We start from the raw sequence: 25,138 nt of genomic DNA, 5'->3' as shown, positions 1-25,138 counted from the left end.
GGCAAGTCCATGCAAATGCTGCATTGCGACATTCCATCCCGGCACCATCTACTTGCTCCAACTTTAACAGCGTTTAACATCATATCCATGACGACAGGCCGCTAAAGAGTGCGTAGGACAAAAAAAGGCCGCCCGAATCAGGGGCGGCCAAGCTGGAGTCGGAACCGAACTACTCTCGCCGTCAGAAATCCTTTCCTGCTGACGACAAAATGCAGGGTAGCCTGCGAATGTGGCTAAATCATGTAGTCCCGACTCGCCCTCCTTGTTGTCGCCACCGTGTAGCGAGGGCGGTTCACCCTCTGCCATCGTCCGCGCCCGGTCTGCACCAGCACTCCAGCAATTGCGCGATCAGAGCCTCGTCCTGGTCCGCCTTGCGACACACCAGCGACAATTGGTAGGCGGGCAACTCCACCTCCAGCGGCAACAGTTCGTAGTCGGACCCGAGCTTGGCGGTTTCGGTCGCAGGTACGATGGCGATGCCGGCAAAGCCCTGCTTCAGCAAGTCGAGCAGCATCTCCACGTCGGAACTGTAGAACGCCACATTCGGGTTCAGCCCCGCATCGTGCAGCAGCTGCAACAGGCGTTCGTAACTGCCGACGCCGACCGAACGTCTAAGCAGCAGCAGCGGGTGCCGGCTCAGCTCGCGCAGGCTCAGCCTGCCGGCGCCCGGCGCCAGCAGGCCGCGTGGCGCCACTGCCAGCGAGGCGCTGCTGGTCACCGCATGCACGACGAAATTATCGACATGCAGCGGCGGCTGCATCAATGCCACATCCAGCTTGCCTGTTTCGAGCAGGTATTCGAGATAGCTGGAGTCGCCCACCACCAAGCCGATGCGTCGCTCGGGAAAGCGCAGGCGCAAATCCTGATAGTGCGCCATCCAGAAGCTCTTGCAGGTCGGGGACAAACCGATGCGCAGCGATGGCCCGGCCTGGGTCGCCAGCCGGATCACCTCGTCGCGCGTCTCGTCGACCAGGCGCAATATCTCGCGCGCACGATGGTAGAACAGCCTGCCGGCCTCGGTCAGTTGCAGGCGGTGCCCGGAGCGCGTGAACAACTCGCAGCCGAATTCGTCTTCCATTTCCCGCAAGCGCTGGCTCAACGGCGGTTGCGCCATATGCAGCACCCGGGCGGCGCGGCTGATCTGTCCTTGTTCGACGATGGTGCAGAAATACAGCATGCGCTTGAGGTCCACCGCAAGGCTCCATATCAAAATAGTATTTATTCAAATCAAAATGGTATTTTTACACGCTAAAAATCCAGACTATCATCGGTCATCCATATCAAAACAATTATACTCCTCGACGCCAGCCCGCGACTGAAACCTGCCGGCGGACAGTGGGGTATGCGTAAACGGGGGAAATCAGGATGCTAGGTCCGTGGATGAACAGTGCGGCGCTACTACTGGGTGGCGGGCTGGGAGGGATGCTCGGGGGCGCCATTCCGAAACGCGTGCGCGACGCTCTGCCGCTGAGCTGCGGTTTGATCTCGGCCGGGATCGGCGTCATCATGCTGAACAAGGTTCACACCATCCCGGCCCTGTCGCTGGCCATGCTCAGCGGAGCTTTTATCGGCGAGCTGCTTGCGCTCGAGCGCGGACTCGAATGGCTGATAGGCTGGTTGCAATCGCGCGCGCGCCGCGTGCTCGGCAGCGGCGGCGACGGTCAGGAAAGTCATTCGCAGGTGTTCGTGCTCAAGTTCGTGACCATTCTGGTTCTGTTCTGTGCAAGCGGGATGGGGATTTTCGGTTCCATGCATGAAGGAATGACGGGCGATGCCACGATTCTGCTGACCAAATCCGTGCTGGACCTGTTTACCGCGCTGGTATTCGCCGCCGATCTCGGGGTGGCGGTCGCCCTGATCGCACTGCCGCAAATTCTGATTCAGAGCCTGCTGTTTTTCAGCGCCCATCTACTGACGCCGCTGGTCACGCCAGTCATGCAGGCCGATTTTTCCGCCTGCGGCGGCCTCATCATGCTGGCCACCGGGCTACGGATCTGCGGGATCAAGATTTTCCCCATCGTCAACATGCTGCCTGCGCTGCTATTGATCATGCCGGTCTCGGCACTATGGCTGCACCTGTTCGGCTAAAGCGCGCCGCGACCGTTCGCGCCGCACCGCCTCTCATTCCGCCACCAAGTCGCGCGCGCCAGGATGGGCCCAGCCGATACGCCGCCCCTTATATTCGATCTGCACCCAGCCGTAAGCACGTTTCGCGGCTATCGCGACCCGGCTGCCAGCCCCCAGCTTCATGACCAGCGCACCTTTCGCGCCCGGCGTCTTGCGCACGACCAGCCCGCCGACGCCGACGCGGTAACCTATGGCGCCCACCACCAGGGGCAGATGCGTCCCGGTGCCGGTAGCGACCGTTCCTCCTCCCTGCCCCAGCGCGGCCGCCAGTTCGGAGTGGTTCGCAATGGTTGCCGCCAATGCCTCCATGCTCTTGTCCAGCAGCGTGTCGAGCGCGCTGCCGAACTGACGCCGCCGCGCCTCGCATCCCGACTGCGAACCGGATTCCTCCGGCGCGAGCACCTCCTCCTTGCCAAGGCTGGAAACGAACCGGATCTTGCTGTCGCGGATATAGACCAGATCGTAGTTCAACTCATAGTGGCGCTGAAAATGAAACAGGCGGGTATCGACTGCTGTCGCCTTGAAAAGCACATTGCTCACGTGCAAACCATCGTCGAGACCGTTGCTGCTGTCCTCACCCGGTTGCAGCTGATAATTGCCCTCCCAACGCGCAGCGAATTTTTTATCGAAAGCCTGCCGGAAATGCTCCCTGAACGACACGGCCCCACGCAGCTGGCATTCGTTAGCTCCCGAACCGGTGTACTGGATGGCATCGGTCCAGATCGAAACCGGCGCGGCCAGCGCGTCCGCACCTACAGTCGCGAGAGCGACGATAAAGGCTATTTTCACTTCCGGTCTGAATATCAGCATATGGGCAAGAGGTAATTAATTCCTTTGAGTCTAATTTAAATCCGCGGCCGCCTCCAGCCGCCATGCAGGTCTTTTCCCACGCCCCTGCCAGCTCTCGAGCAACGCGGCAGGCGGCGATTCCCAAAATGGCCTCCCGCGCCTCAATTGGCCTCCGCCGACAGAACTCGCAGCCGGGTTACGGACTCATCCCGGAAGGACTGACGCAAATCCGCGTGCGGCAGCGAACACCGAGGACCCCGCGATGGCAAACATCATCCTGTACCAGAACTCCATGTCGCATACCCTCTGGAACGTGCTGGAAGAATTGAACCGCAACGGCCCGTTCAATATCAATCAAGTGCGGCAAGGGATACGCACACTCGCCCAGGATGCCTCCAATCCCCTGACCCGGCGCTGGGCCAGGGTTCTGCTCGAACTGCCGCGTCTGCGCGACGAACTGCAGCGCCTGGAACGCATGGGCGTCACCCGCCATGCGCCGTCCCAGCCCACCTCCCCTCCATCCAGCTATCGCTATTGGGAAATCGATAGCACCAATCGCGTCGTCATCAACCCGGTCATCCTGGCTACGGATGAAGAGTTCGAAATTCTGGATGCCGTCGAAACAATCGCCCGCAGCCGTTCCGACCCCTTTCTGAAGCAGGACGAACTGGAGAACATCGTGCGTCTTGCGCGGCGCACACGCGGGCAGGATCCGTCGGCCATCGAAATGGAGGCCATCATCCATCAATTGCGCACCACCCACCTGCTGAGGTGCGTGCAACTGCGACACGAGGGACGGCACGGCAATTTCTACCAGTTGCATGAGGTGGGACGTCTGCTGTACCGGCAGTTGCGTCTGCCCAACGCCGCCATCGCTCCCGCCCCCGCCGACGTCGTAACGCTGGACTCCTCTGACGACAGCGAATCCCGCTCCAGCTCTCCATTGCCGCCCCGCTCGCTCGCCATCGAGACCGCGCAAGCGCTGACGCAGATGCACGTGAGCGCCTCCGATATCCGCGGTTTATGGAGCATGCTGGACGAAGTCGTCGCCGATGCCGCCACCCGTCATCGCGTCGACCCGGTGCGATTGCGCAACGAGATCCTGCAACATCTGCTGGTCTGGGCGGGAATGGCCGCGCTCGAGCCCGACCAGCCGGGCACTTCCGCCGCCGAGCCGGTCGTATCGCCTTTTCTCGGAGCCGACTTTTCCGCCGCCATCGGCGAACATTTGCAAGACGCGCTGCGCACCGCGGCCTATGAGGTGGCACGCATGTATCACCGTCTGCCGGCGCTGACGAGCGAGGCGCAACGGCAGGAAATGCGGTGGCGGCTCGAGCGCATGGTGCGGCGTGTCGCCGCCCACTATGGCTTGAGCGCGGATGCCCTGCTGCTACAGCCGATGGTGCCGCTGGCGCCGACTCCCCCGGCACATGACCCGCTGCAAGCGATGCGCGACGACGTGCTGGACACCGATCCGCTCCCCGCCCCGCCCCCTGCGCCGCGAGCGGGCTCGAGCCAACACGTGCTGCTGCTGGAGATCGAGCCGGCCTTGCCCATACCGCTGATCGACCATGCGGCTCAGGCACGCCTTGCACGCTATCCGCCGGGAACCGAGCGCTACCGCTTGCGACGCGACGGAAGCTGGCAACATTGGCGGGCAGGGCACTGGCAGAGGGAAACGCGACGGCTGCACGTGCCGCTCGGGCTGGCATTCAAGGTCGTCGTCGTCGGCGAAGGGCAATCGCAGTCGGCGCACGAAGACAGCAACCGTGTCGGCGACCGTCTCGGCAGCGAATTGGCGGCCAGCCTCGGCGATCTGCTGGCCTCCCCCTGTCGCATCAAACGCTTGAGCCTGCTTGCCTGTCGTCCCGGCCTGGGTTTTGTCCAGTCGCTACTGGAATCCTTGCACGACGCCCACATTGCCGTCGACGATGTGGTGCGGCGTCGCGGACCGGTACTGCTGACAGGGGACGGACGCGGCTGGGTGGCCAGCGAAGGGCCCGCACACTGGTTCCGCGGTCAGGGAACGCGTGAAATCATCGTCCGCGACCCGGTCAGCGGGGTGCTGACGGTCAGCCCGGAAAACCAGCCCGGCAGCGCCATGCTGAACATGGTCGCGGACGATGCCATCGGGCCGCTGGGCGCTCTCGTTCCCGCCGACGAAACCGCTCTCGATGGCCGGGTGTTCGGCGCGCGCGCACGCGCGGCGCTGACGCGGCTGGCAGACGGGAACGGGCTCGACTCCAGTTGGGTTCCCCTGTTCAAATCGCTGCACCCGGCAACGGAAGGGGGCTGGAGCATGCGCCTGCTTCAGCCCGCCAGCGGCCGCAGCCGCGACATCGTCACGCGCGAACCGCTGCTGCCCGCCCTGGCGAACACACTGGAGTCGGAGCCGGGGCCGGCACAAACGGGCTTCCATCTGTTGCACCGCAGCTTCGGCTACAGCCTCGGCCTGATGGCAATACTACAGCGAAGCACGGCCGCGGCGCGGCTCGATGACCCGCTCGAGCGCGCATTGCGTCTTCATGCCGAGCTCGGCCGGGTGCAATTCACTCACACCGCGCTCGAAGACATCGGGCAGTTGACACAGGCGGCCTTCGACGTCTTGCGCGACGGACGGGCATTCGCGCGCAACGCGGCGCTGGGCCAGTCCTTGAGCCAGGGCTTGCGACTCGGCAGTCGCGGCGTTGGCATCGGCCTCGGCATGGTAGGCATCGGTTTCGACATCAGCGAACTGCGCGCCGCCGCCACCCCCGCAGAGCGGGCGCTGTTCGGCGCCCAGCTCGGCTTTGACGCCACCTCCGCCCTGATCGATGGCGGCGCCCTGGTCGCCGATGCGGCAGGCATGGGCGCGCTGGCCGAAGCCGCCGGTCCGCTGGGCGTCGGCATCGGCCTTATCGGCTTTGTCGTCACCACCGTCCTGCAAAGCGAGGCGCAGCGGCATGCCCTGCTCGCCGCCGAGATCGCGGTCGAACAATTCTTCGCCCAACTCGACCACGCCAACCAAGAAGACGGCTGCGACTTCGACGCCGACAGTCACACCCTGCGTCCTCGCATCGGCGCCGTCATCACCCGCCTCGATATGGTGCAAGGCGAGGTCGACTTCTCCAGCGCACGGCTGATGGCATCGAGGCTGGCCACGGTCGGCTACACCGATTTCAGCGCCGTGGGCGAACCGACCTACGAGATCGAAGAGGCGCGCATGCTGGACGACTCCGCTCGCGCCTTCTCCCTGCGCGAACGGCTGGCCCTCCCTGCCCGGGCCGCTCTGCGTGCAGGGACGGACGCCCGTAATCTGATCTTGCCGGCAACGCCGGCCAGTGTGATCCGCTATCAGTACCAGCGCCTGCGCCGCCCCTATCAGACGACCCCGCCCATCGTCGTGCGCCAGCCCGGTTATCAGTTGCAGCAACGCCTGGCCCGCAACGGCGATTTCTTCCCCGACCACCAGGGCAGAAGCATCGTGGCGGTGCAAACCGAGTATCAGGACACCCATATCGTCATTCGTCTCGGAGCACGGTCACGGTGCGTACTGACGCCGCCGTTGCCCGAAGCCGTCGCCAGGCATTTGCGCTACACCCTGCATGGCGCAGGCGGGCGCTATCTGCTGGTCTTGTCGGAAGCGGTTGCCGCTTATCGCCTGGAAACCGACGCCGATACCGCGTCGGACTGGCTGCTCGATGCCAGTCAGTTCAGTGATGCGATCGTGCCCCGCTACGATGCGGCGGGCTTGAGCCTGGGCACGCTGCGCGTCGAGATACCTGATGGCGACGACAGCCTGAGCCTGCGCCTGGGCGGGGGCGAAACCTGGCGCCTCGAACGATCGGGACCGACCAGCCGCCGCACGCTGCTCGCGCTGGACGCCGCCAGACTGAGCCCGCCCGTGCACAATAAGGAGCAGTTGCTCACCCGCCTTGCCGGGTACGCCGCGGCGGGCGAGGATGGCTGCCAGGATGATGTGGTCGTGGTGGAAAACCCGCCGCATCCCGGTGGCGGTCGCGCCTTTTACCATCGCGACAGCCACCGGCTCGTGTTGGCGGGCACTGGCGATACGCAGGCCGAACTGATCGCACTTCAGCCCGATTGCGCATTTTTCGCGCAACGCGACACCGGTACCGTCTTGCAGACGCGCGACAGCGGCGAAATCGTCGCGCGTCTGCAAGGGATATTCGGCGGCGACGACGCCCGATTCGCCGCCATTCGTCCCCAGGGTGACGCCGCGCTGCTCGAACAGCATATCGGTCCCGTCGACGCGCCGCGGCTGATACTGCGCTACCGTCTGCAGACGACACCCCCGCAATTGCGGCTGACCGGAGTCCGCAGCGTACTGGACATCCCGGCCCGGCTGGACGGCGAGGCCGATTTTCGGAACTGGCTCGCGCGCGCGGCCGGACGCGAGGCGCTGTCGGTCGCCGACACGGCCCGGGTCGCCGCCGGCTATGCCGATTGGGTGGCACTGGGCTCTCTCCCATCTGCCACGCCCAGTCACTGGCGGCGCACGAGCGATGGCCTGCTGGTGACGCCGCGCGCACGCGACCCGCTATCCCCCCTGCCCGCCGACCTGGTGCTGCTCGCCGGAATGCCAACGGATAGCCGCAGCGGGCCCTTTTTTTTCCATTCGCCCTCCCGACGCACGCTTTACCGTCAGGAACGCGACGGCGCCGACGCGATGCCGCTCCCTCCCATCGCCGTCACCGCCATCGTCGAGGGCGTCATCCTGCTGACCGACTCCGAAGGCGTGGTGCTTCGCCTCGACCCCGATGGCAGCACGCATCTGACCGCCCTCACCCGCGCCTGGTTCGACAAGCACCGCAACGACTGGTGGCGGGTGCTGCCGACGCTGGTGGCATCGTGGAGCGACAGCGGACCGCGCTACGAGGCGACGATCGCGCTGCCCGCCATCCACGACAGCCAGCGGCGCGAGCGCGCAGTCTGGTACGACGTGTTGCGTCGCGGCATCGCGATTGCGGCTCAGCCGCTCGCCGGACGCTCGCCCCGCTTCGTCGGCGTCGATATCGACGACGTGGCCTGGCTGTTCGACCTCGCGGCCGGCAAGATTTTCGCGCAGGACTTGCTCGAACCCGACTGGGTCGACCTTCTGCTCGACAGCGAAGGTCGCCTGGCGAGCGAGGTATCACTGGTGGCGACGCCGGTACTGGGCGATGAAACGATCGTCCGTGCCGATATCGTCGGAGGACGACTGCAGGCGCACAACCGTGACGGTCTGATCTTCGGTCTCGGCGCGCATGGACGTCCGCGCTTGCAAGCCATAGGCGACGAAACGGCACCGGCCGGCGATCGCCCGCGCCCGACCTTGCCCCAATTGGCTTCGCGCTACGCTCACCCCGAAGCGATACGCATAGGGCAGAGCAGGGACGCTCCCTACGGCTGGTACCACGCCGCCGGCGATGCGGTCATCGTCGCCGATGGGGCGCAACTTCCGCTCTTCATCGGCTTCGACAGCGCACGGCAATGCGCCTACTACTTCGACCGCGCGGACGGCACCCTGCGCAGCCAGGTCCAGGGCCACGACTCGGTATACGAGGGGCGCTACCGCGACGCCTGGCGCGGTGGTCGCTGGCTGCTGCTGCACGGACTCGGTTCAGGCGCGGTCGGCGAGCTGCGCCCATTGCCGCTGGATGGCGTGGAGCGCGTGTGGCTGGCGGGGGACGGCAACACACAGTACCGGATCGATGCCGCCGCACGAAACGCACTGCGCGAGGTCGTGATCGACGACGACGGCTCAAGCGGGCGGGACAGAACGCTGACACTGGATTTCCCTGGCGCAGGGGAGCTGACCGTCGCCACGCGCGACGACGACCTGCTATTGCGGTCCGGAAGCGATGGCTGGCACATCGTCCTGCATCAGACGCTGGCACCTGCCTGCGAGTGGCGACGCACACTGCGACTGCGCTTCGACGGCGGCCCCATCCTTGCCGTCGCCGCTCTGGTCGCCGAAGGCACGCATCGCTCGGGTCCGTTCCCCCTTGCCCGCTCGCGACATGCACAGACGCAACAAGGAAACAGCTCATGGTAAACACCACCCTGCTCCCCCATTCTCCACAGTATTTCCTGTGGCATGTGATACTGGAACTGGGAACGAACACCCCCATCACCACGTATGGCGTCCGCCAACGCCTGCGCACTCTGGCTCGGCACAGCGGCAACCCCGACCGCCAGCGCTGGGCCCGCGTGATGCTGGCACGCCCGCGACTCGATCAGGAGTTGCGCCGGCTGGCGACCTTGCATCTGCTCACCTCGCAGCGAGCTCCGGGTTTGCGGGCCGTCGGCGGCCCCCACAGCCTCGTGTGGAATCTGCAAGCCGGCACCCATGTCGTCGTTCCTCCCAGCACACTGGAGACAGGCGAGGCGATACGCATTCTGGAAGCCCTCGACAGTTGGCTGGCGCAGCATCCGGCAAACAAGGTCAACCTGCCGGAGATGCATGCACTGATCCAGCAAATCCGACAAATCCACGGCGGCGATACGTCGGTGACGGCGGCTACGCTGGCACTTGAAGAAATGATAGAAAGCCGCCTCATCAACAGAGTGACACCGGAAATTGCCTACGGCCCCTCCCCCCACTTCCGTCCGAGCGCAACCGGACAATCGCTGTTGTACGACCTGCACCAACAGCGCCTCCATCTCAATCCGCGTGCCGCATCGGCCGACATCGCGCTAGTCTCACTCGAAGAGGAGGACACCCCGCCGGCAACCGCGCGGGCCTCGGCTCTGAGTTCTCTCTCCGGACATGGCGCCCTGATCGCCGAGCGGCTGCTGGAGCAGCCCGCCCCCGGGGTCAACGAAGAAACCGCCTTGTGGGCGATATTGCACGGACAGGCCAATGCGGCAGCCGAACAGAGCGGCGACAATCCGTCGCGGCTGCTCAACGAGGCCGTCGCTCAGCTGCTGCGACTGGCAACGCAAACCATGCCTCCCCCCGACCAGCCCGGCCCTTCGCATGCAGGCAACTCGCCTTTCTTCAGCACAAGTTTCGTCAACAGCCTGCGCGAGCATCTCAGCGCCGCCCACGATCTGGCAGGACGCGAGACGGCCGGCGTATTCCAGCGCATGCTGCCGCCTGACTCCGGAACGATGACCGAACAGGATGCGCACGAGTTGCTGCTGCGCGCCTCCCGACAGGTCGGCTACTACCATGGGCTGGACAGCGACACCTTGTTGCTGCTGGCGGCCGGGGAACTGGCGGGTCCGCCGGCGACGGTAGGCGACGGCTCTGCCGGCCGGTTCTCCCCCGACCTGTTGCAAACCCTGTTCAATGACATGGCCGACATCGGTCCGCCCGCTACCGGGATGTGGCAAACCAATGCCCAGCAGCGGGTCCTTGTACTCGAAATAGAGCCCGATCCCGCCCACTCCATCGTTGAACGCGCCACCGAACTGCGCATGGCCCATTACCCGCCGAGGACCGAACGCTACCGTCTGCGACAGGGTGGACTGTGGCAACGCTGGCATGACGGAGCATGGGAATTGCAGAGCGGCCCCCTGTTGTTCGATCCCGCGCGCATGCTCAAAATCGTCCTCGTCGGCGAAGGTCAGTCCCACTCGGCACGCGACGACAGCAACCGCATCGGCGGTCGCTATGGGGAGGAACTCGCGCAGCATCTCGCCGAATTGCTGCCGCCGGGGACCTGGGTCAAACGGCTGAGCCTGCTCGCCTGCCGCCCCGGCCTCGGCCTCATCCAGTCGCTGCTGGAGGCGCTGCATCTGGCCGGCATCGGCGTGGTGGATGTGGTAAGACGGCGCGGGCCGGTGCTGCTGGCCCCGGGAGGTCGCAGCTGGGTTGCGGTCGACCGCCCGAACCGCTGGCTGCATGGCCATGGCACACGCGAGATCGTGACGCTGGACCCCGCCAGCGGCGTACTAGAGGTGCGCCCGGATACCGGTGCCCGCCCCGACAGCCTGCAGACGATGCCGCAGCATGCCGCCGGCCCGCTGGGGGCGCTTCCCCTCCCGGCGGAAAGCCTGCTCGACGGGCGTCTGTGGCGGGGGCGCATGTCCGATGCGCTGGATCGACTGTCGCAGGAGCACGAAACGCCGCGCGACTGGCTGCCCGCGCTCGCCTCGCTGCGCTCCGATGGGGATGGCCAGCGTCTGCGATTGCTGTCGCCATCCGGCGATGAAACGCGCGACATCGTAACACGCGACCCCCTATGGACCGGCTTTGCCACCCACCTCGACCGCCGCCTCGCATCTCTGTACGAGACGGCACAGGCAAGCTGGCACGCCAGCCAGCGCGCGTTTGGCTATAGTCTCGGCCTGGCCATGCTGCTGCAAGCGCGCGGCGACACGGCCAGCGACGACCCGCTCGACCGCGCGCTCAGGCTGCATGCCGAACTCGGCCGCATCCAGTTCACCCACGGCGCACTCGGCGATGTCGCCTTGCTAACGCAGCATGCGCGCGATCTGCTGCGCGACGGCAGGACGCTGGCGCGCTCCTCGCGCTTTGCCCAGACGCTCGGCGACGGCCTCGGGCTGGCCAGCCGCGGACTCGGTCCCTTGCTGGGGCTCGCCAACGCCGGTTTCGACATCTATGAAATCATGCATGCCCAGACGCCGGCCGAGCAGGCCTTGTTCGCCACCCAGCTCGGTTTCGACGCCACGATACTGACTATCGAGGGCGGCGCGATCGTTGCAACGGCAACCGGCGCCGGTCTTGTCGCCGAAGTCGCCGGCCCCGTCGGCCTGGCCATCGGGCTGATCGGCTTCGCCATCACCAGCGCCATGGCGGCCAGCATGCGACACCACGCGCTCGTTGCCGCCGAAGAAGCCGTCGAAGCCTTCTTCGCACGTCTGGCCGCCGCCCACCAGGGCGACGGTTGCGACTACGCTGCAGACAGCGACACGCTGCAGCCCCGCCCGGGGCTCGTCGTCACCCGTCTCGACCTGGGCCGCGCCCGTATCGAATTCGGCAGTCAATACGTGATGGCCACGCGACTGGTCGCATCCCGCTATATCGACCCCGACCTGGTCAGACCGCAGGAATTGCCGACGCATGTTCCGCAGATGATGGACGACCCGGCGCGCGCGCTTTCGCTGCGCGAACGTCTCGGCATGCCGTCGCAAGCCGACTTGCTCAATGCACAGGCCAGACACATCGTGTTGCCGGCCACGCCCGACGCCGTCATCCGCTATCGCTATCAACGCGTTCGCAAGCCCTATACGCCTCTGCCGACGACAGTCGCATCCAACCCCGGCTATCAGGCGATGCGACGCATCGGCGCCGATGGCGATTTTTACCCGGAATGGGCCGGCATGGCGATCGTGAACCTGCAGTTCGAGTACCGCGACACCGGTGTCGAAGTCGTTCTCGGCCCCGCGCCGCGCATCGTGTCGACGCCAGCGCTGGCAGCCGACATCGGCCCCAGGCTCAAATACGATTTACTCGGCGCCGGCGGCCGCTATCTGGTGACGTTGTCGGCACCGACTGCCGGCTACCGCCTGGAAACCCTGGGCAACACGCCGTCGGAATGGCTGCTGGATCTCACCTCCCTCGGCGAGGCCGCCGTAACGATAGATGACGCAAGCACTCTGCATGCGGGTACCACTCCCATCGTCGTTCCCGCCGGTGGCGACACGATCGCATTGCGTCTGGCCGGCGGCGAACTCAGGCAGTTCGATCGCACGGCCGGTCTGTTGCGGCTGCTCGCACTGGATGCCGCGAGCGCAGTCCCGTCGCCGCGCGACGATCAAGCGCTACTCGCGCTGCTGGCGGCGCGCAACTGCGCCGAGTGGGTCCTGATCGAGAATGCACCGCCCAATGGCGCGGAGCGTGCCTATTTTCATGCGCCAAGCCGCCGTCTGCTGCGCCCCGGGGCGACACCGTCGCAACGCAAGGGAGAACTGCTTCGGCTTGAATCCGGCTCGGCCGTGTATGTCGATCGCCACGCTTCCGCCTTGTGGCGTTGCGACGATGCCGGCCGACTCCTCGCCACGATGCCCCTGCTGCTGGAGGGTGAAGACAGCCGCATCGCCGCCATCGAACACCAGCAGGATGGCATCGTGTTCGAGCAGCAGATCGGCCCGCCCGACAAGGCAGGACTGATTTTGCGCTACCGTCTGAAAGAGGGCGCCTCCCCCCTGCTGATCGCACTCGAGTGTACGCTCTCCTGGCCCGCTTCCCTGGCCGCCGCCGACTTCGCGCACTGGCTCGCGCGCGCTGCCGGACGCGAGTCGGCGCCCGGGCGGACGGCGATGGAAGGATCCCTGCCCGCCGGTCTGGCCACCTGGGTCGTACGCCGGGCGCCTGCGGGCGCGGCGGGGACGCAGTGGTGGCAGCCGATCGAGGGTCGGGTGCTGGAGGCGTTCGGCCAGGATCTTCCCTCCGACCTGATACTGGCGGCGGCGCAAAGCTCGGGAATGTATTTCTACTCGCCGTCCCGGCGCCTGCTCTACCACCAGACCGGCCGCTCGGATGCGCAGTGCTTGCCACTGCCCGCCATCACGCGTATCGCCCATATCGAAGACACGCTGCTGCTGATTGCCAGCGACGGCGTAGTCCGCCGCCTCGTTGCCGATGGGCGCTTCGAGTTGCAGGCTCTGACCCGCACCTGGTTCGCTGCCCACCGGCACGACTGGTGGCGCGCATTGCCCGCGCTAGGCGATGAGGACGCGGCCTTCGGCCACGAGAACACTCTGCCCCTGCCGCCGGTTGTCGATGCCGCGGAACGCGAACGCGGAGTCTGGTATGACTGCCTGCGCCGTCGTTTCGTTATCGCGCCCGCCGTTGCGGGCGCGGATACGACGCGATTCATAGGCATCGATGCCGCCGGCTCGGCCTGGCTACTGGATACCGCGACGGGAACCCTCTGTGCGCAGGCCCCGCTGGAACCCGAGTGGGCCGCCTCCCTGTTCGATAGCGAGGGTCGCCTGGTCAGCGAGATCTCCTTGCAAGCGCTCGCGCGATTCAGCGGCGAAAACTTCGTCGATGCCGCCATCGTCGGCGGGCGTCTGCAGGCCACCAGCGATGGCGGCCTGCTGCTGAAGCTCGATGCCGCCGGCCGCTGCGACCTGGTCGCCGTCGGTCAGCGCTGGCTCGAGCGCGTGCCGCGTGGCGCGCGGCAGGAATCGATGCGGGCGCTGGCGCCGCGCTATCCACACCCGGAGGTCATCCGCCTCGGCAATTCAGAGCACAGCCCCGTCTCCTGGTACCGCCCGGCATCGGACAGCCTGATCGTGCCCGACATGGCCGTGGCGCCGCGCTATATCGGTTACGCATCAGCGCAGCGCTCGGCCTTCTACTTCGACAGAGCCAATGGCTTGATGCGCATGCAGCGCGACCGCTTTTCCACCCTCCCCGACCGCTTGTACCGCGATGCCTGGCGCGGCGGACGCTGGCTGCTGCTGCGCGGGATCGGCGCCGAAGGCGGAGACTTGCGTCCGTTGGCGCTCGATGGCGTAGAACGGGTATGGCTGGCGGGAGAAGGCGACGAACGGTATCGGGTCGACGCCACCGCCTGGAATGCCTTGCATGAGATCGTGATCGACGACTACGCCGCGAACGGGCAGCGCAGCACGCTGAAGCTGGACTTCGCCGGCGCGGGCGAACTTTCGGTTACCGAATGCGGCGACGACCTGCTGTTGCGCGCGGCCGGCGGCAAACGCATTCTCTTGCGCCACGCCTTGTCGGCGAATGACCCACACTGGCGTTGGCTGATAGTGCGTTTTGACGGCGACCACGGCCCGCTCGCGCTGGCCCGGCTCGCCAACGGCGACTTCGACCGCTCCGGTCGCCTGACGCTGGCACAGGCCCGTGCCGGCTAGACCCCATGCAACAGGACACCCATCGTGCTCACACTCACCCTCTACCCTCACTCGCTGCTGCATTTCCTGTGGACCGTCATTGTCGAATTAAGCGCCGGCGGTAATTTCACCCAGTCCGCCCTACGTACACGCTTGCACCATATAAGCCGCCAGGAACGCGATCCAGGGCGACGTCGCTGGGCCAAGGTCACCTTGCTGCTGCCCAATTTGCGCGGCCACCTGCGCCGGATGGAGCAGATGCACCTGCTGCACTCTCGCCGTACGCCCTTTTTTGCGTCGGGAAAGCGCAATGTGCTCGAATGGCAGATGCAGCCGACGACGCGGGTTCTCGTTGCTGAGAGCGTTCTATTGCCTGGCGAAGAACTCCAGTTCATCGAAGCCTTCCACTCCCTGGCCAGACAGCGCACGCCGCATCAAGTCGGCACCCTTGAAGCAGAAGCCCTTGCCAAACATGTGCGGCGGCTTTGCGGCGGCGAGGCCTCGGACGAAGCCGCCAGAAGCATATTGTTCGAACTGGTACGCAGCGATCTCTTGCTCAGGGTGCACTACGGGGGATACCAGCAGGACACGCGCAGCGACTTCGTGCTGCAAGCTGTCGGCCAACGCCTGCTCGAGCAGTGGCAGTGCAGCCGCATCGCTCCCCGCAGCGAAGCACACCTCGCTGCGACATGGTTCGCGCCCGGCGCCGCTCCGCTTCCGAGCACGGTGCCCGGCGCGCCGCTGATTCCGCAAGCCCTGGCCGCGGCGACTGCCGACAGCCTGGTGCAACTCGAACTGGGCCCGGCCATCGACGAAGCCGAACTGTGGGCGCACCTGCAGGCGGCGGTCGCCTCCGCCGCCAACCAGTTCGGCGACGAGCGCGAGCGACTGCTCAACGACACCATCTGCCATCTGCTCATGCAAACCAGCGGCACGGAAGAGGAGCCGGAGCAGGCCGGAAGTTCGCATCAAGGGCGTTCGCCCTTTCTGGCGCCTGAATTCGCCCATTCCATATTGCGCCATCTGCTCAACACTTTGCATGACGGCGCCCAGTCCTCCCGTTCACTGCTCGGCCAACAGCTGGCGGCCAGGCCGGTCGTCAGCGCCGGCGACCTGCAGCGCGCGGCAACGCCCATCGTCGCCAGAATGGCCGCCCGGAGCGGCCTGCCGGCGGAGGCGGTCAACCAGCAGACCCTGTCCGCCCTCGCCGCCTCGCCGGTCGGGCGACAGGAGGCGGACGCGCTTGAAGTACTACCCCACTCACTGGTCGAAAGCCTGCTGGCCGACTACCACGACAGCGGCGCAGAGGCGATCGATCCGCAAGCGGCGCTGCAGCGCGTGCTGGTGCTTGAGATCGAACCGCTGCTACCGAATCCCGAGGTCGCCCTGGCCGCCGAGCGTCGCATGAGACTCTATCTGCCCGCAGCCGACCGCTACCGGCTGCGACGCAACGGACTTTGGCAGTACTGGCAAGACAGGCAATGGCTGCCTGCCGAGCGGCCCGGTCTCGCTCCCGGGATTCCGCTCAAGCTCGTCGTCGTCGGCGAGGGGCAGTCATTGTCGGAGCGCGAAGACAGCAGTCGCGTCAGCGGACTGTTCGGAGATGAACTCGGCGCCTTCATCGCCGAGTTGCTGCCGGCCGGCTGCGACGTTCAGCGCCTGAGCCTGCTCGCCTGCCGCCCCGGCCTCGGCTTTGTGCAGACTCTGCTGGAGACGCTGCATATCGCAGGCATCAATGTCATCGACGTGGTTCGCCGCCGCGGTAAGGTCCTGCTGACCGAGTTCGGGCGCGCCTGGGTCTCCGTCGGGTCTCCGCCGCACTGGCAGCACGGCCCAGGCACCCGCGAAGTGGTCAGCCTCGACCCGGTCAGCATGGCCTTGCTCGTACGCCCCGATCCCCTGCCCGGCATCGACGCGACGCTGGATGCCCCTCCCCTGGATTCGGCCGGGCCGCTGGGATCACTGCTCCCGCCGGACGATGTTGTGTTCGATCACAGGCTGGAAGGCGGGCGCATGCGCGAGCTGCTCGCGCGGCTGACCCGCGAAGCCGGGCTCGACAGCGGCTGGCTGCCCTTGTTCAAATCGCTGCGCACGCGCGCGGATGGCAGCAGCGCGCTGCGCCTGTTGCATCCGGCCAGCGGCCGGACCCACGATCTCGTTACCGACGACCCGTTGCTACCCGCCTTCGTGTCCCGCCTCGACACGCGCCTGACGGCCCTGCAGGCTTCGGGACACGGCGATTACCATACTCTCGGCCATGTATTCAGTTACGGTCTGGGCCTGGCAACGCTGCTCAGCCAGCCGGAGCAGCCAGTCGGAGCGGACGACCCTCTTGGCAATGCCATTCGGCTGCATGCCGAGCTCGGACGGGTCCAGTTCACCCATGGCGCGCTCAACGACATCGCCGCCCTGACGCGGCAGGCGCACGCCCTGCTGGATGGCGGGCGGGCGCTGGCGCCGAACTCCCGTCTCGCGCAGACGGTGTACGGCGGACTGGAACTGGCCAATCGCGGGCTGGGTCCGGCGCTGGGTCTGGCCAGTTTCAGCTTCGATATCTATGAGCTCATGCATGCCATGACCCCGGCCGACAAAGCCTTGTTCGCGACCCAGCTCGGTTTCGATGGCAGCGCGACTCTGATCGAAGCCGGCGCGCTGCTGGCGGCACGGCTGGGCGCCGCCGCCATCGCCGAGGCGGCCGGGCCGATCGGACTGGCCATCGCGCTGCTCGGCTTTACCGTCCAGACCTTCATGCAGATACTGCAGCGTCAGCAGGCCTTGCTCGCCGCCGAGGAAGCGGTGGAAGACTATTTCGCCCGCATGGCGGCCGCGCATCGCGACGGTGGCTGCAAACACCACGCCGACACCGATACGCTGGAGCCCAGCCCCGGCTGCGTGATCACGCTGCTCGACCTCGAGCAGGGCCGCATCGAGTTCGGAGATCACCTTCTGATGGCCTCCGAGCTGTTCGACAGCACCTATATCGATAGCGCCATTGCCGGCGAAAACCAGACGCTGTACACACTGGAACCGCGGATGATAGACGATCCCTCGCGCGCGCTGCCGCTACGGGAACGGCTGGGCTTTGCCTCCTCGCTGGCACTGAACGCACCGCGGGCGCGCCATGTCGTCTTGCCGGCGACGCCGGGCAGCCTCATCCGCTACCGTTACCAGCGCCTGCGCAAGCCCTATCAGCGCGCGCCGCAAGCGGTAAGAAACCATCCCGGCTACGCCGTCATGCAAGGTCTGGCACAAGGTGGTGGTTTTTTCTTCGACAATGACGGCGTCGCCATGGTCGACCTGGATTTCGAGTACCGGGACACTCCGATCGAGGTCCGCCTCGATGCCTCGGCACGCACCTTGCTGAGCCCTCCTCTCGCGCCCGCCCTTGCCAAGCATCTGTCATACACGCTCTTCGGCGCGGGCGGGCACTATCTGCTGACACTGACGAGTGCGACCGCCGGCTACCGTCTGCACAGCCGGGGCGAAGCGCCGTCCCACTGGATGCTTGACGTCGATGCCGCACTCGATGGAGCCATCACCGCCATCGCCACCGGCGGTTTTCGCATCGGATCGATTCCGATCGCGGTACAGACTGCCGCCGACAGCGTGAGCGTGCGCCAGGCCAACGGCGAAATCTATCGCGTCGACCGCAGCGAGGGTCGCTGCCGCTTGCTCGCACTGGACGCGGGCCGTCTCGTCCCGCCTGCGCGGAGCAACGCCGCTCTGCTGGCCGTGCTGGCGGCACGCAGCGACTGCGCCGATGTGGTCGTCATCGAAAATGCGCCCGGCCGCCTCTTCTACCACCGTGCCTCTCAGCGCCTGCTGCAACCGGGCGCCGACTCGCGCGCGCTCGATGCCGAATTGCTGTGGATCGATAGCGATTCGGCCTTCTTCATCGACCGCACACGGCCCTCGCTGTGGCACAGCGGCGACGACGGCATGGTCAAGGCCCGGCTGCGCTTTCTGTTCGAAGGCGACGACGCGCGCCTGACCCAGGTTCAGCACCAGGAGGGCGGCGCCTTGATCGAGCAGCACATCGGCCCCGGGACCCCGGGTTTGACCTTGCTCTACCATTTCGACGCCGCCCGGGCCAGCCTCACGCTCACCGGCGTGCACTGTGCACTCGAAGCGCCGGCCATGCGCGGCGAGACGGCCTGGCGCCAATGGCTGGAGCGGGCCGCCGGACGTCACGATGCAGGGCACGAAGATGAGCCGCTCGCAGGCGTCACCGCGCGAGCGGCGCAGTTTGCCCCCTGGGTCGCATTGTACCCGCCAAGCGCGAGCCCCCCCGCCTGGCGCCGTTCGCGCGACGGTTTCATTCTGCGCCCGCGCGCGGGCGACGGTCAGACCTTGCCCACCGATCTGATGCTGATCCCGCCCCCGGATGAGGCGACCGGCGAAAACCGGTTTTTCCATTCCACATCCGAACGCGCACTCTACCGCCAGAACGGAGAGGCGGCGGCCGTACGGCTGCCACTGCCGCCTACGCGCTCCGTCTCCAGCATCGATGGCTGCCCCGTTCTCTGCGACGACACGGGGGTGCTGCACCGCCTGGGCGATGACGGCAGCACGCACCTGCTCGCCGTCAACCGCACCTGGTTCGAGGCCCACCGCAGCGACTGGTGGCATGCCCTGGTCGCCTTGTCCGGGGACGAGCCGGCGCGCCACGAAGCCATCATTGCACTACCCGCCTTGCGCGACGGGGAAAATCGCACCCGCAACGCCTGGTACGACAGCTTGCGACGCTGCTTCGTCATCGCGCCGGCGGCACTGGCCGACGTCGAAACGCGGCTGATAGGCGTCGACGCCGGCGCGCTGGCCTGGCTCTTCGATGCCTCGGCAGGAAAAATCTACGCGCAGGCCCCGCTCGCGCCGGAGCTGTTGCCGGCACTATTCGACCCCCAGGGCCGCCTGCTCGGCGACGCCGCCCTGGCGGCCACCCCCGTGCTGGTCAATGAAAACATCGTCTCCGCCACCCTTGTCGCCGGTCACCTGCACGCGCTCAACACCGAAGGCGCAGTGCTCGGCATCGATCACTACGGCCGCGCCCGCTTGCTGGCCGTCGACCGCAGCTGGCCGGCCATCCACGCCCCCGACCGCCAGCGGCGCGCGGCTCTGCAAGCACTCACCGCGCGCTATCCGCACCCGGAAGTCATCCGGCTCGATGGCGCACGCCCGGCCTGGTATCGCCGGCAAAGCGATAGCCTGATCACTTCGATGCTGGCGCGCGATCCGGTCTTTATCGGCAACTCGACAGCGGGGGATGTCGCTTATTATTTTGACAGGGCGGACGGAGTCATGCGCAGTTGCGACCGCAATCGCAATTCCAGGACCGAGGGGCTTTATCGCGATGCCTGCCGCGTCGGCGACTGGCTTTTTCTTCGCGGGCAAGGCCCTGATACGCTGCACCTGCCGCTGCTGGACGGTGTCGAACGGATCTGGCTGGGGGGAGACGGCGATGCCGACTATCGGATCGATGAAGGCGCCTGGCGACACTTCCGCCGCATCGTACTCGACGATCATGCATTCGATGGACGATCCAGCAGCCTGGCCCTGGATTTCGAAGGCGCAGCCGGACTCGCCATCGTCGCACGCGACGACGACTTGCTGTTGCGCGCACATGACAATGGCCGACAGATCGAGCTGCGGCAGGCACTGCGCGCAAGCGGCGAGCGCCGACGCCAGCTGTCGCTGCAGGTCGCCGGTCTGGCGGCCTCCGTGAGCCTGGCGCGGCTCGCCCGACCGGATTTCGACCGTTCGGGCCGCCTCACGCTGGCCCAGGCTCAGACCTTGAAGTAATCCACGGCCTGCTGCAATTCGTTCGACAGGTCGCGCAGGCGCTGCGAGGCTTCCGCGTTATTGCGCGAGGCGGCATTGGTCTGCTCGGTCATCGAAGCAATATTGGCCACATGGCCTGCGATTTCGTTGGCGGTGTCGGCCTGTGCGCTGTTGGCGCTGGCGACTTCACGCGCCTTGTGCAGGGAGTCCTCGGCCTGGCGCTGGATATCGCCGAGCACCTGTGTCGCCTGCTGTGCAAGCGCCTGCCCCTGCGATACGCGCGGGGTCGTGCTCTCCATGGCGGCGACAGCCGAGCGGGTATCTTTCTGTATCGCGTCTATCATCTGCGAGATCTCGGCAGTGGCCACGCTGGTGCGCTCGGCCAGGCGCCGTACTTCGTCTGCAACGACGGCAAAGCCGCGGCCCTGCTCGCCTGCCCGCGCCGCTTCGATCGCCGCGTTGAGCGCCAGCAGATTGGTCTGATCGGCGATTTCGTTGATCACCAGGGTGATCTTGCCGACTTCCTGCGACCGTTCCACCAGCGACTGAATGCGCGTGGTCGATTCCGTGACCGCCTGGGCGATATTGTCGATTTCCTGGGTCACCAGCCGCACGACCCCATCTCCCTTGTTGGCCAGAGAAACGGTCTGGCGCGAGTTCTCTTCGGTCGCGCGCGCGATTTCGGAGACTTCACCTATGCTCACGGTCAATTCTTCGACCGAGGCCGCGGTGGCGGCGCTCGACTCGGCCTGACTGCCGGCCGCCTTGCTGATTTCCTGCGACGACACCGACAACTCGCCCGACTGCTGCGCCAACTGGTGCGTGCTGCCGCGTATCGAGCGCACGATATCGCCAAGCTTGGACTGCATGCTGCCCAGAGTGCCCAGCAAGCTGCCTTCGCGTACATTGCTCCCGACTCCGCGGCCGGTCAGGTCGCCGGCGGCGAATTCGTCGACCACGGCAACAGCCTCCGCCGGCTCGCCGCCTATCAGCCGTAACACGCTGCGATTGATCGACCAGCCTATCAATGCCACCGCCAGACCGATGGCAAACAGGAATATGACCGAACCGATGGCCGCACTATGGAAGTCGCGGTCGACGTCTTCGATATAGACCCCCGTCCCCAGCCACCAACCCCATGGTTCGAACACTTTGGCGTAAGAGACTTTGGGCAAGGGGACTTTCGATCCCATCTTGGGAAACTGGTAATCGATATAGGCCTGGCGGTTGCGCTGCAGCAGCTCTATCCACTGCCGGATATAAGGCTTGCCATTCGGATCTTTGGTAGCGAGAAAATTCTTGCCCTCGCGCTCGGGCTTGGAGCCGTGCATGAGGTTGACGCCATTGAAATCGTAGATGAAGAAGTAATCGCCGCCACCGTTGAAATGGCTTTTGCGCAAATTGTCCTTCGCCAGGCGTTGCGCCTGCTCCAGCGTCAACGTGCCCGCCTGGTACAGATCGTATTGCCGCTGGATCACCCCCATGGACGAGTCGACCAGCGCCTTCAGCTCGAGCTGTCTTTGCTCGAGGATATGCTCGCGCAATTGAAAAACGGAATAGCTGCCGTAGATCGCCAATCCCAACAAAGTGCACACCAGCATCGCGTACAAGCGCAGCTTCAGCGTCAACCCTTTTGCTTGCCCCATGATAATCTCCGGCTTTCACTATTATTATTCATGATAGGCGACGGAGTGAATCATGTGTAACACCGCAGGTCACGGCATTGCGCTCTCGATCTTCAGTCGTCCTCAAGACTGGGCAGCAGGCACTCCTGCGCCAGCAGGCGCGCGAAAGCATCGGCCGGCATCGGCTTGGCCACCAGATAGCCCTGCACCAGATCGCAGCCTGCTTCGGCCAGAAAACGCCACTGATCGAGGGTTTCCACGCCTTCGGCCACCACCTTCATGTTCAGGGTCTGCGCCATATTGATAATGGCCTTGGCGATCGCGCTGTCGTCGAGATCGCCAGGAATATCACGCACAAAAGAGCGGTCGATTTTGAGCTTGTCGGCCTTGAAGCGCTTGAGATAGGACAAGCTGGAATAGCCGGTACCGAAATCGTCGATCGACAGTTGCAGCCCCATCTCCTTGATCGTGCCTATGGTCTGCATGGTCGCTTCGACATCATCCATGACCACGCTCTCGGTCACTTCGATATCGAGCATGTCTCCGGACAGGCCGCAGGCCTCGAGCGCACGCGCGATCGTGACCGACAGATCCTGCTGGCGGAACTGCAAGGCGGACAAATTGAGCGCCAGCGTGAAGCCAGGCGAAGCGAGCGTCTTCCACTCCGCCAGCTGGCGGCAGCCCTCGCGAATCACCCAGTTGCCGATCTGCACGATAAATCCGCGTTCCTCGGCGACATCGATGAAACGCATCGGGCCCAGCAAGCCGAGTGAGGGATGGTTCCAGCGGATCAGCGCCTCGGCGCCGACGATGCGCCCGCTCGACATCTCGACTTGCGGCTGGTAATGCAGCACGAACTCGTTGCGTTTGAGGGCGAAACGCAACTGGCTTTCGACCGCCAGGATCTCGCGCGCACGGGCATTGAGGTCCGCGGTGTAGAACTTGAAGTTATTGCGTCCCGACGACTTGGCAAGGTACATCGCCGCGTCGGCATTACTGACCAGCGTCTCGAAATCCCGGCCATCATCCGGGAACAGGCTGATGCCTATCGATGGGGTTATCGTGATCGAATGGTTGTGCAGTTCGACCGGCGGTGTGAACGCTTCGCGTATGCGCTCGGCCACGACCGCAGCCTCGCCCGGATCGTTGATCACCGGCAACAGCACGATATACTCGTCCCCTCCCTGACGCGCGACCATCTCGCCCGGCCCGAGCACCGATTTGATGCGATCGGCGGCGACTTGCAACAGGGTATCCCCCGCCGAATGCCCGAGTGACTCGTTGATGGTCTTGAAGCGATCGAGATCGAGCAAGAGCAGCGCCAACTGCTCGCTGTCGCGCCCGGCGTTGTGGATGGCAAGCTCGACGCGCTCATGCATGTGCATGCGGTTGGGGAGCCCGGTCAGCACGTCGAAATGGGCGAGGAATTGAATGCGCTCGTCGGCGGCTTTACGTTCCGACAGATCGCTGAAAATCGCCACATAGTGGCTGATCTCTCCCAGCGAGCTCTTGACCGCATTGATCGCCAGCCATTCCGGATACACCTCGCCATTCTTGCGACGGTTCCACACTTCGCCCTGCCATGCCCCCTGCTCGCCGATCGCCTGCCACATCTGCATGTAGTAGGACTGATCGTGGCGACCGGAGGACAGAATACTCGGCTTCTGACCGAGAACTTCCTGCTGCCCGTAGCCGGTGATTTCGCTGAATGCGCGGTTGACGCTGCGAATGCGCTGGTCGACATCGGTGATCATGATGCCTTCCACCGTGTTCTCGAACACCTTCGCGGCCAGTTGCATCCGCTCTTCGGCGGCACGCCGCTCCGAGATGTCGCGCACCATGCGCCAGACGGCATTGATGCGCCCGAAAGCGTCGCGCATCGCCACCGTCTTGACACTGACCGGAACCGGATTGCCGAAGCGATTGATATACGTGGCCTCGAACTCGTCGCAATACCCGAAGCGCAGCACTTTATTGTCGAGGTTATGACGTTCCAGCGATTCGCTTTCGCTGGCGATCAGCGACCAGAAATTCTGTTGCCTGAGCTGATCCAGGCTATAGCACATCAAGTTGAGAAAAGCGGGATTGGCATCGATAAGCTGGCCTTCGAGCGAGCTGATGACGATGCCATCCAGATTGGACCAGAACAGCTCGCGGTATTTGTTCTCCGAGCGACGCAAGGCATCCTCGGCCTCGCGTCGGCGCGAGATATCCGCTTCCAGCGCCAGGGTTTTGGCGCGCAGCTCGTCGATCAGGCGCTTGAGCTCCGAACGCATCCACTCCAGGTGACGTCCGAGCCTGCCGATTTCGTCGCGACGCGACCACGAGAACGGCGTTTCCAGCTCGAGTCCCGCCAGTTTCGTCGCCTGCTCGGTCAAGGTACGGATCGGGCGCAGAAAACGGGAATGCAGGATCGCCATGATCAACAGAATCGACAAGGCGAGCTGGGCCAGCAAAATCAGCGTCTGATTCTTGATCTGGCTGCGCAACGCATTGGAAAGATGCTCGGTATCGAATTCGATGAGAACGCGTCCGATTTCTTCGCCACGGTAGATGACCGGTTTCTGCAGCATGGACACGCCGCCGCTGCGGCGCTCCGCATGCAAACCCGATAGAAAGACAGTATTGGACTGGGTATCGGTGACTCGCAGCGATATCACTCGCGGATCGTCCATCACCGACTCGAGCAGCGGGCTGCCGGCCTGTCGGCTCAGATTCCACAGCGGTTCCTGCATGCCTAGCGCAACGATGTCGAGCAGGCGCCTTTCATCTGTATCGAGCTGGGTCGTCAGACGCTGTCGTTCGAGGCTGAAGTCGAGCGTCGTGATCAGAAAAGCAGGAATCAGTAAACCGAGGACCACCGCGATAAGAAATACCGCCCTCAAAGAAAGCCAGGAGGACACATGCTGCTTTTCTGCCATTGTTCGAGACAGTGCCATGTGCTTTATCCACTTACCCGTTGTGTCGACGGATCAGGCGTCCGCCTTGTTATGATTGATTGTCTGAAACCCCACCGCCCCTCTCCGCGGCCTCTCGGCCGCGTAGCGGCTCGCGATGGC

At 65.1% G+C, this 25,138-nt stretch carries 8 protein-coding genes; 4 read left to right on the top strand and 4 right to left on the bottom strand.

Going from position 1 to position 25,138, the window contains the following annotated elements; all coding sequences use genetic code 11:
* Positions 1 to 292: 292 nt before the first annotated feature.
* A complete protein-coding gene (locus tag G520_RS23495) occupies positions 293 to 1,192 on the bottom strand; it encodes a LysR family transcriptional regulator (protein ID WP_211222883.1) in 900 nt (299 codons plus the stop codon).
* Between the two features lie 173 nt (positions 1,193 to 1,365).
* Between G520_RS23495 and G520_RS0119235 the strand changes: the two genes are divergently transcribed.
* Positions 1,366 to 2,088: a DUF554 domain-containing protein gene (locus tag G520_RS0119235; RefSeq protein ID WP_028537079.1), complete on the top strand. Its 723-nt coding sequence runs from the start codon at positions 1,366 to 1,368 to the stop codon at positions 2,086 to 2,088.
* A 33-nt stretch (positions 2,089 to 2,121) separates the two neighbouring features.
* Here G520_RS0119235 and G520_RS0119230 read toward each other — a convergent pair whose 3' ends face one another.
* On the bottom strand, positions 2,122 to 2,916 hold the full coding sequence (locus tag G520_RS0119230; RefSeq protein WP_169449860.1) for an SH3 domain-containing protein: 795 nt from the start codon (positions 2,914 to 2,916) through the stop codon (positions 2,122 to 2,124).
* A gap of 262 nt (positions 2,917 to 3,178) precedes the next feature.
* Here G520_RS0119230 and G520_RS0119225 point away from each other — a divergent pair, with 262 nt between their 5' ends.
* From G520_RS0119225 to G520_RS0119215, 3 genes are read left to right on the top strand one after another with little or no spacing between them, the layout of a single operon-like run.
* Positions 3,179 to 8,953 (top strand): TcdA/TcdB pore-forming domain-containing protein, encoded by a 5,775-nt coding sequence (locus tag G520_RS0119225; RefSeq protein ID WP_028537077.1) that lies wholly within the window; start codon positions 3,179 to 3,181, stop codon positions 8,951 to 8,953.
* Entirely contained in the window at positions 8,947 to 14,697 is a 5,751-nt protein-coding gene (locus G520_RS0119220; protein ID WP_028537076.1) for a TcdA/TcdB pore-forming domain-containing protein, read from the top strand. The genes G520_RS0119225 and G520_RS0119220 overlap by 7 nt, the downstream gene beginning before the upstream one ends.
* Positions 14,698 to 14,721: 24 nt before the next feature.
* The gene (locus G520_RS0119215) at positions 14,722 to 20,475 is read left to right on the top strand and encodes a TcdA/TcdB pore-forming domain-containing protein (RefSeq protein ID WP_028537075.1); all 5,754 of its coding nucleotides are present in this window, start codon (positions 14,722 to 14,724) and stop codon (positions 20,473 to 20,475) included.
* On the opposite strand, the gene G520_RS0119210 is transcribed toward G520_RS0119215, so the two are convergent.
* The gene (locus G520_RS0119210) at positions 20,460 to 22,100 is read right to left on the bottom strand and encodes a methyl-accepting chemotaxis protein (protein WP_036666600.1); all 1,641 of its coding nucleotides are present in this window, start codon (positions 22,098 to 22,100) and stop codon (positions 20,460 to 20,462) included. The genes G520_RS0119215 and G520_RS0119210 overlap by 16 nt on opposite strands.
* 92 nt (positions 22,101 to 22,192) lie before the next feature.
* Positions 22,193 to 25,018 carry a bifunctional diguanylate cyclase/phosphodiesterase gene (locus G520_RS0119205; protein ID WP_028537073.1) on the bottom strand — a complete coding sequence of 942 codons (2,826 nt, stop codon included), beginning with the start codon at positions 25,016 to 25,018 and terminating at the stop codon, positions 22,193 to 22,195.
* Positions 25,019 to 25,138: the final 120 nt, after the last annotated feature.

Source organism: Paludibacterium yongneupense DSM 18731, from assembly GCF_000422925.1.
GTDB lineage: Bacteria > Pseudomonadota > Gammaproteobacteria > Burkholderiales > Chromobacteriaceae > Paludibacterium > Paludibacterium yongneupense.
Note: the sequence above shows the minus strand (reverse complement) of the source record. Positions and strands in the feature narration are given on the sequence as shown.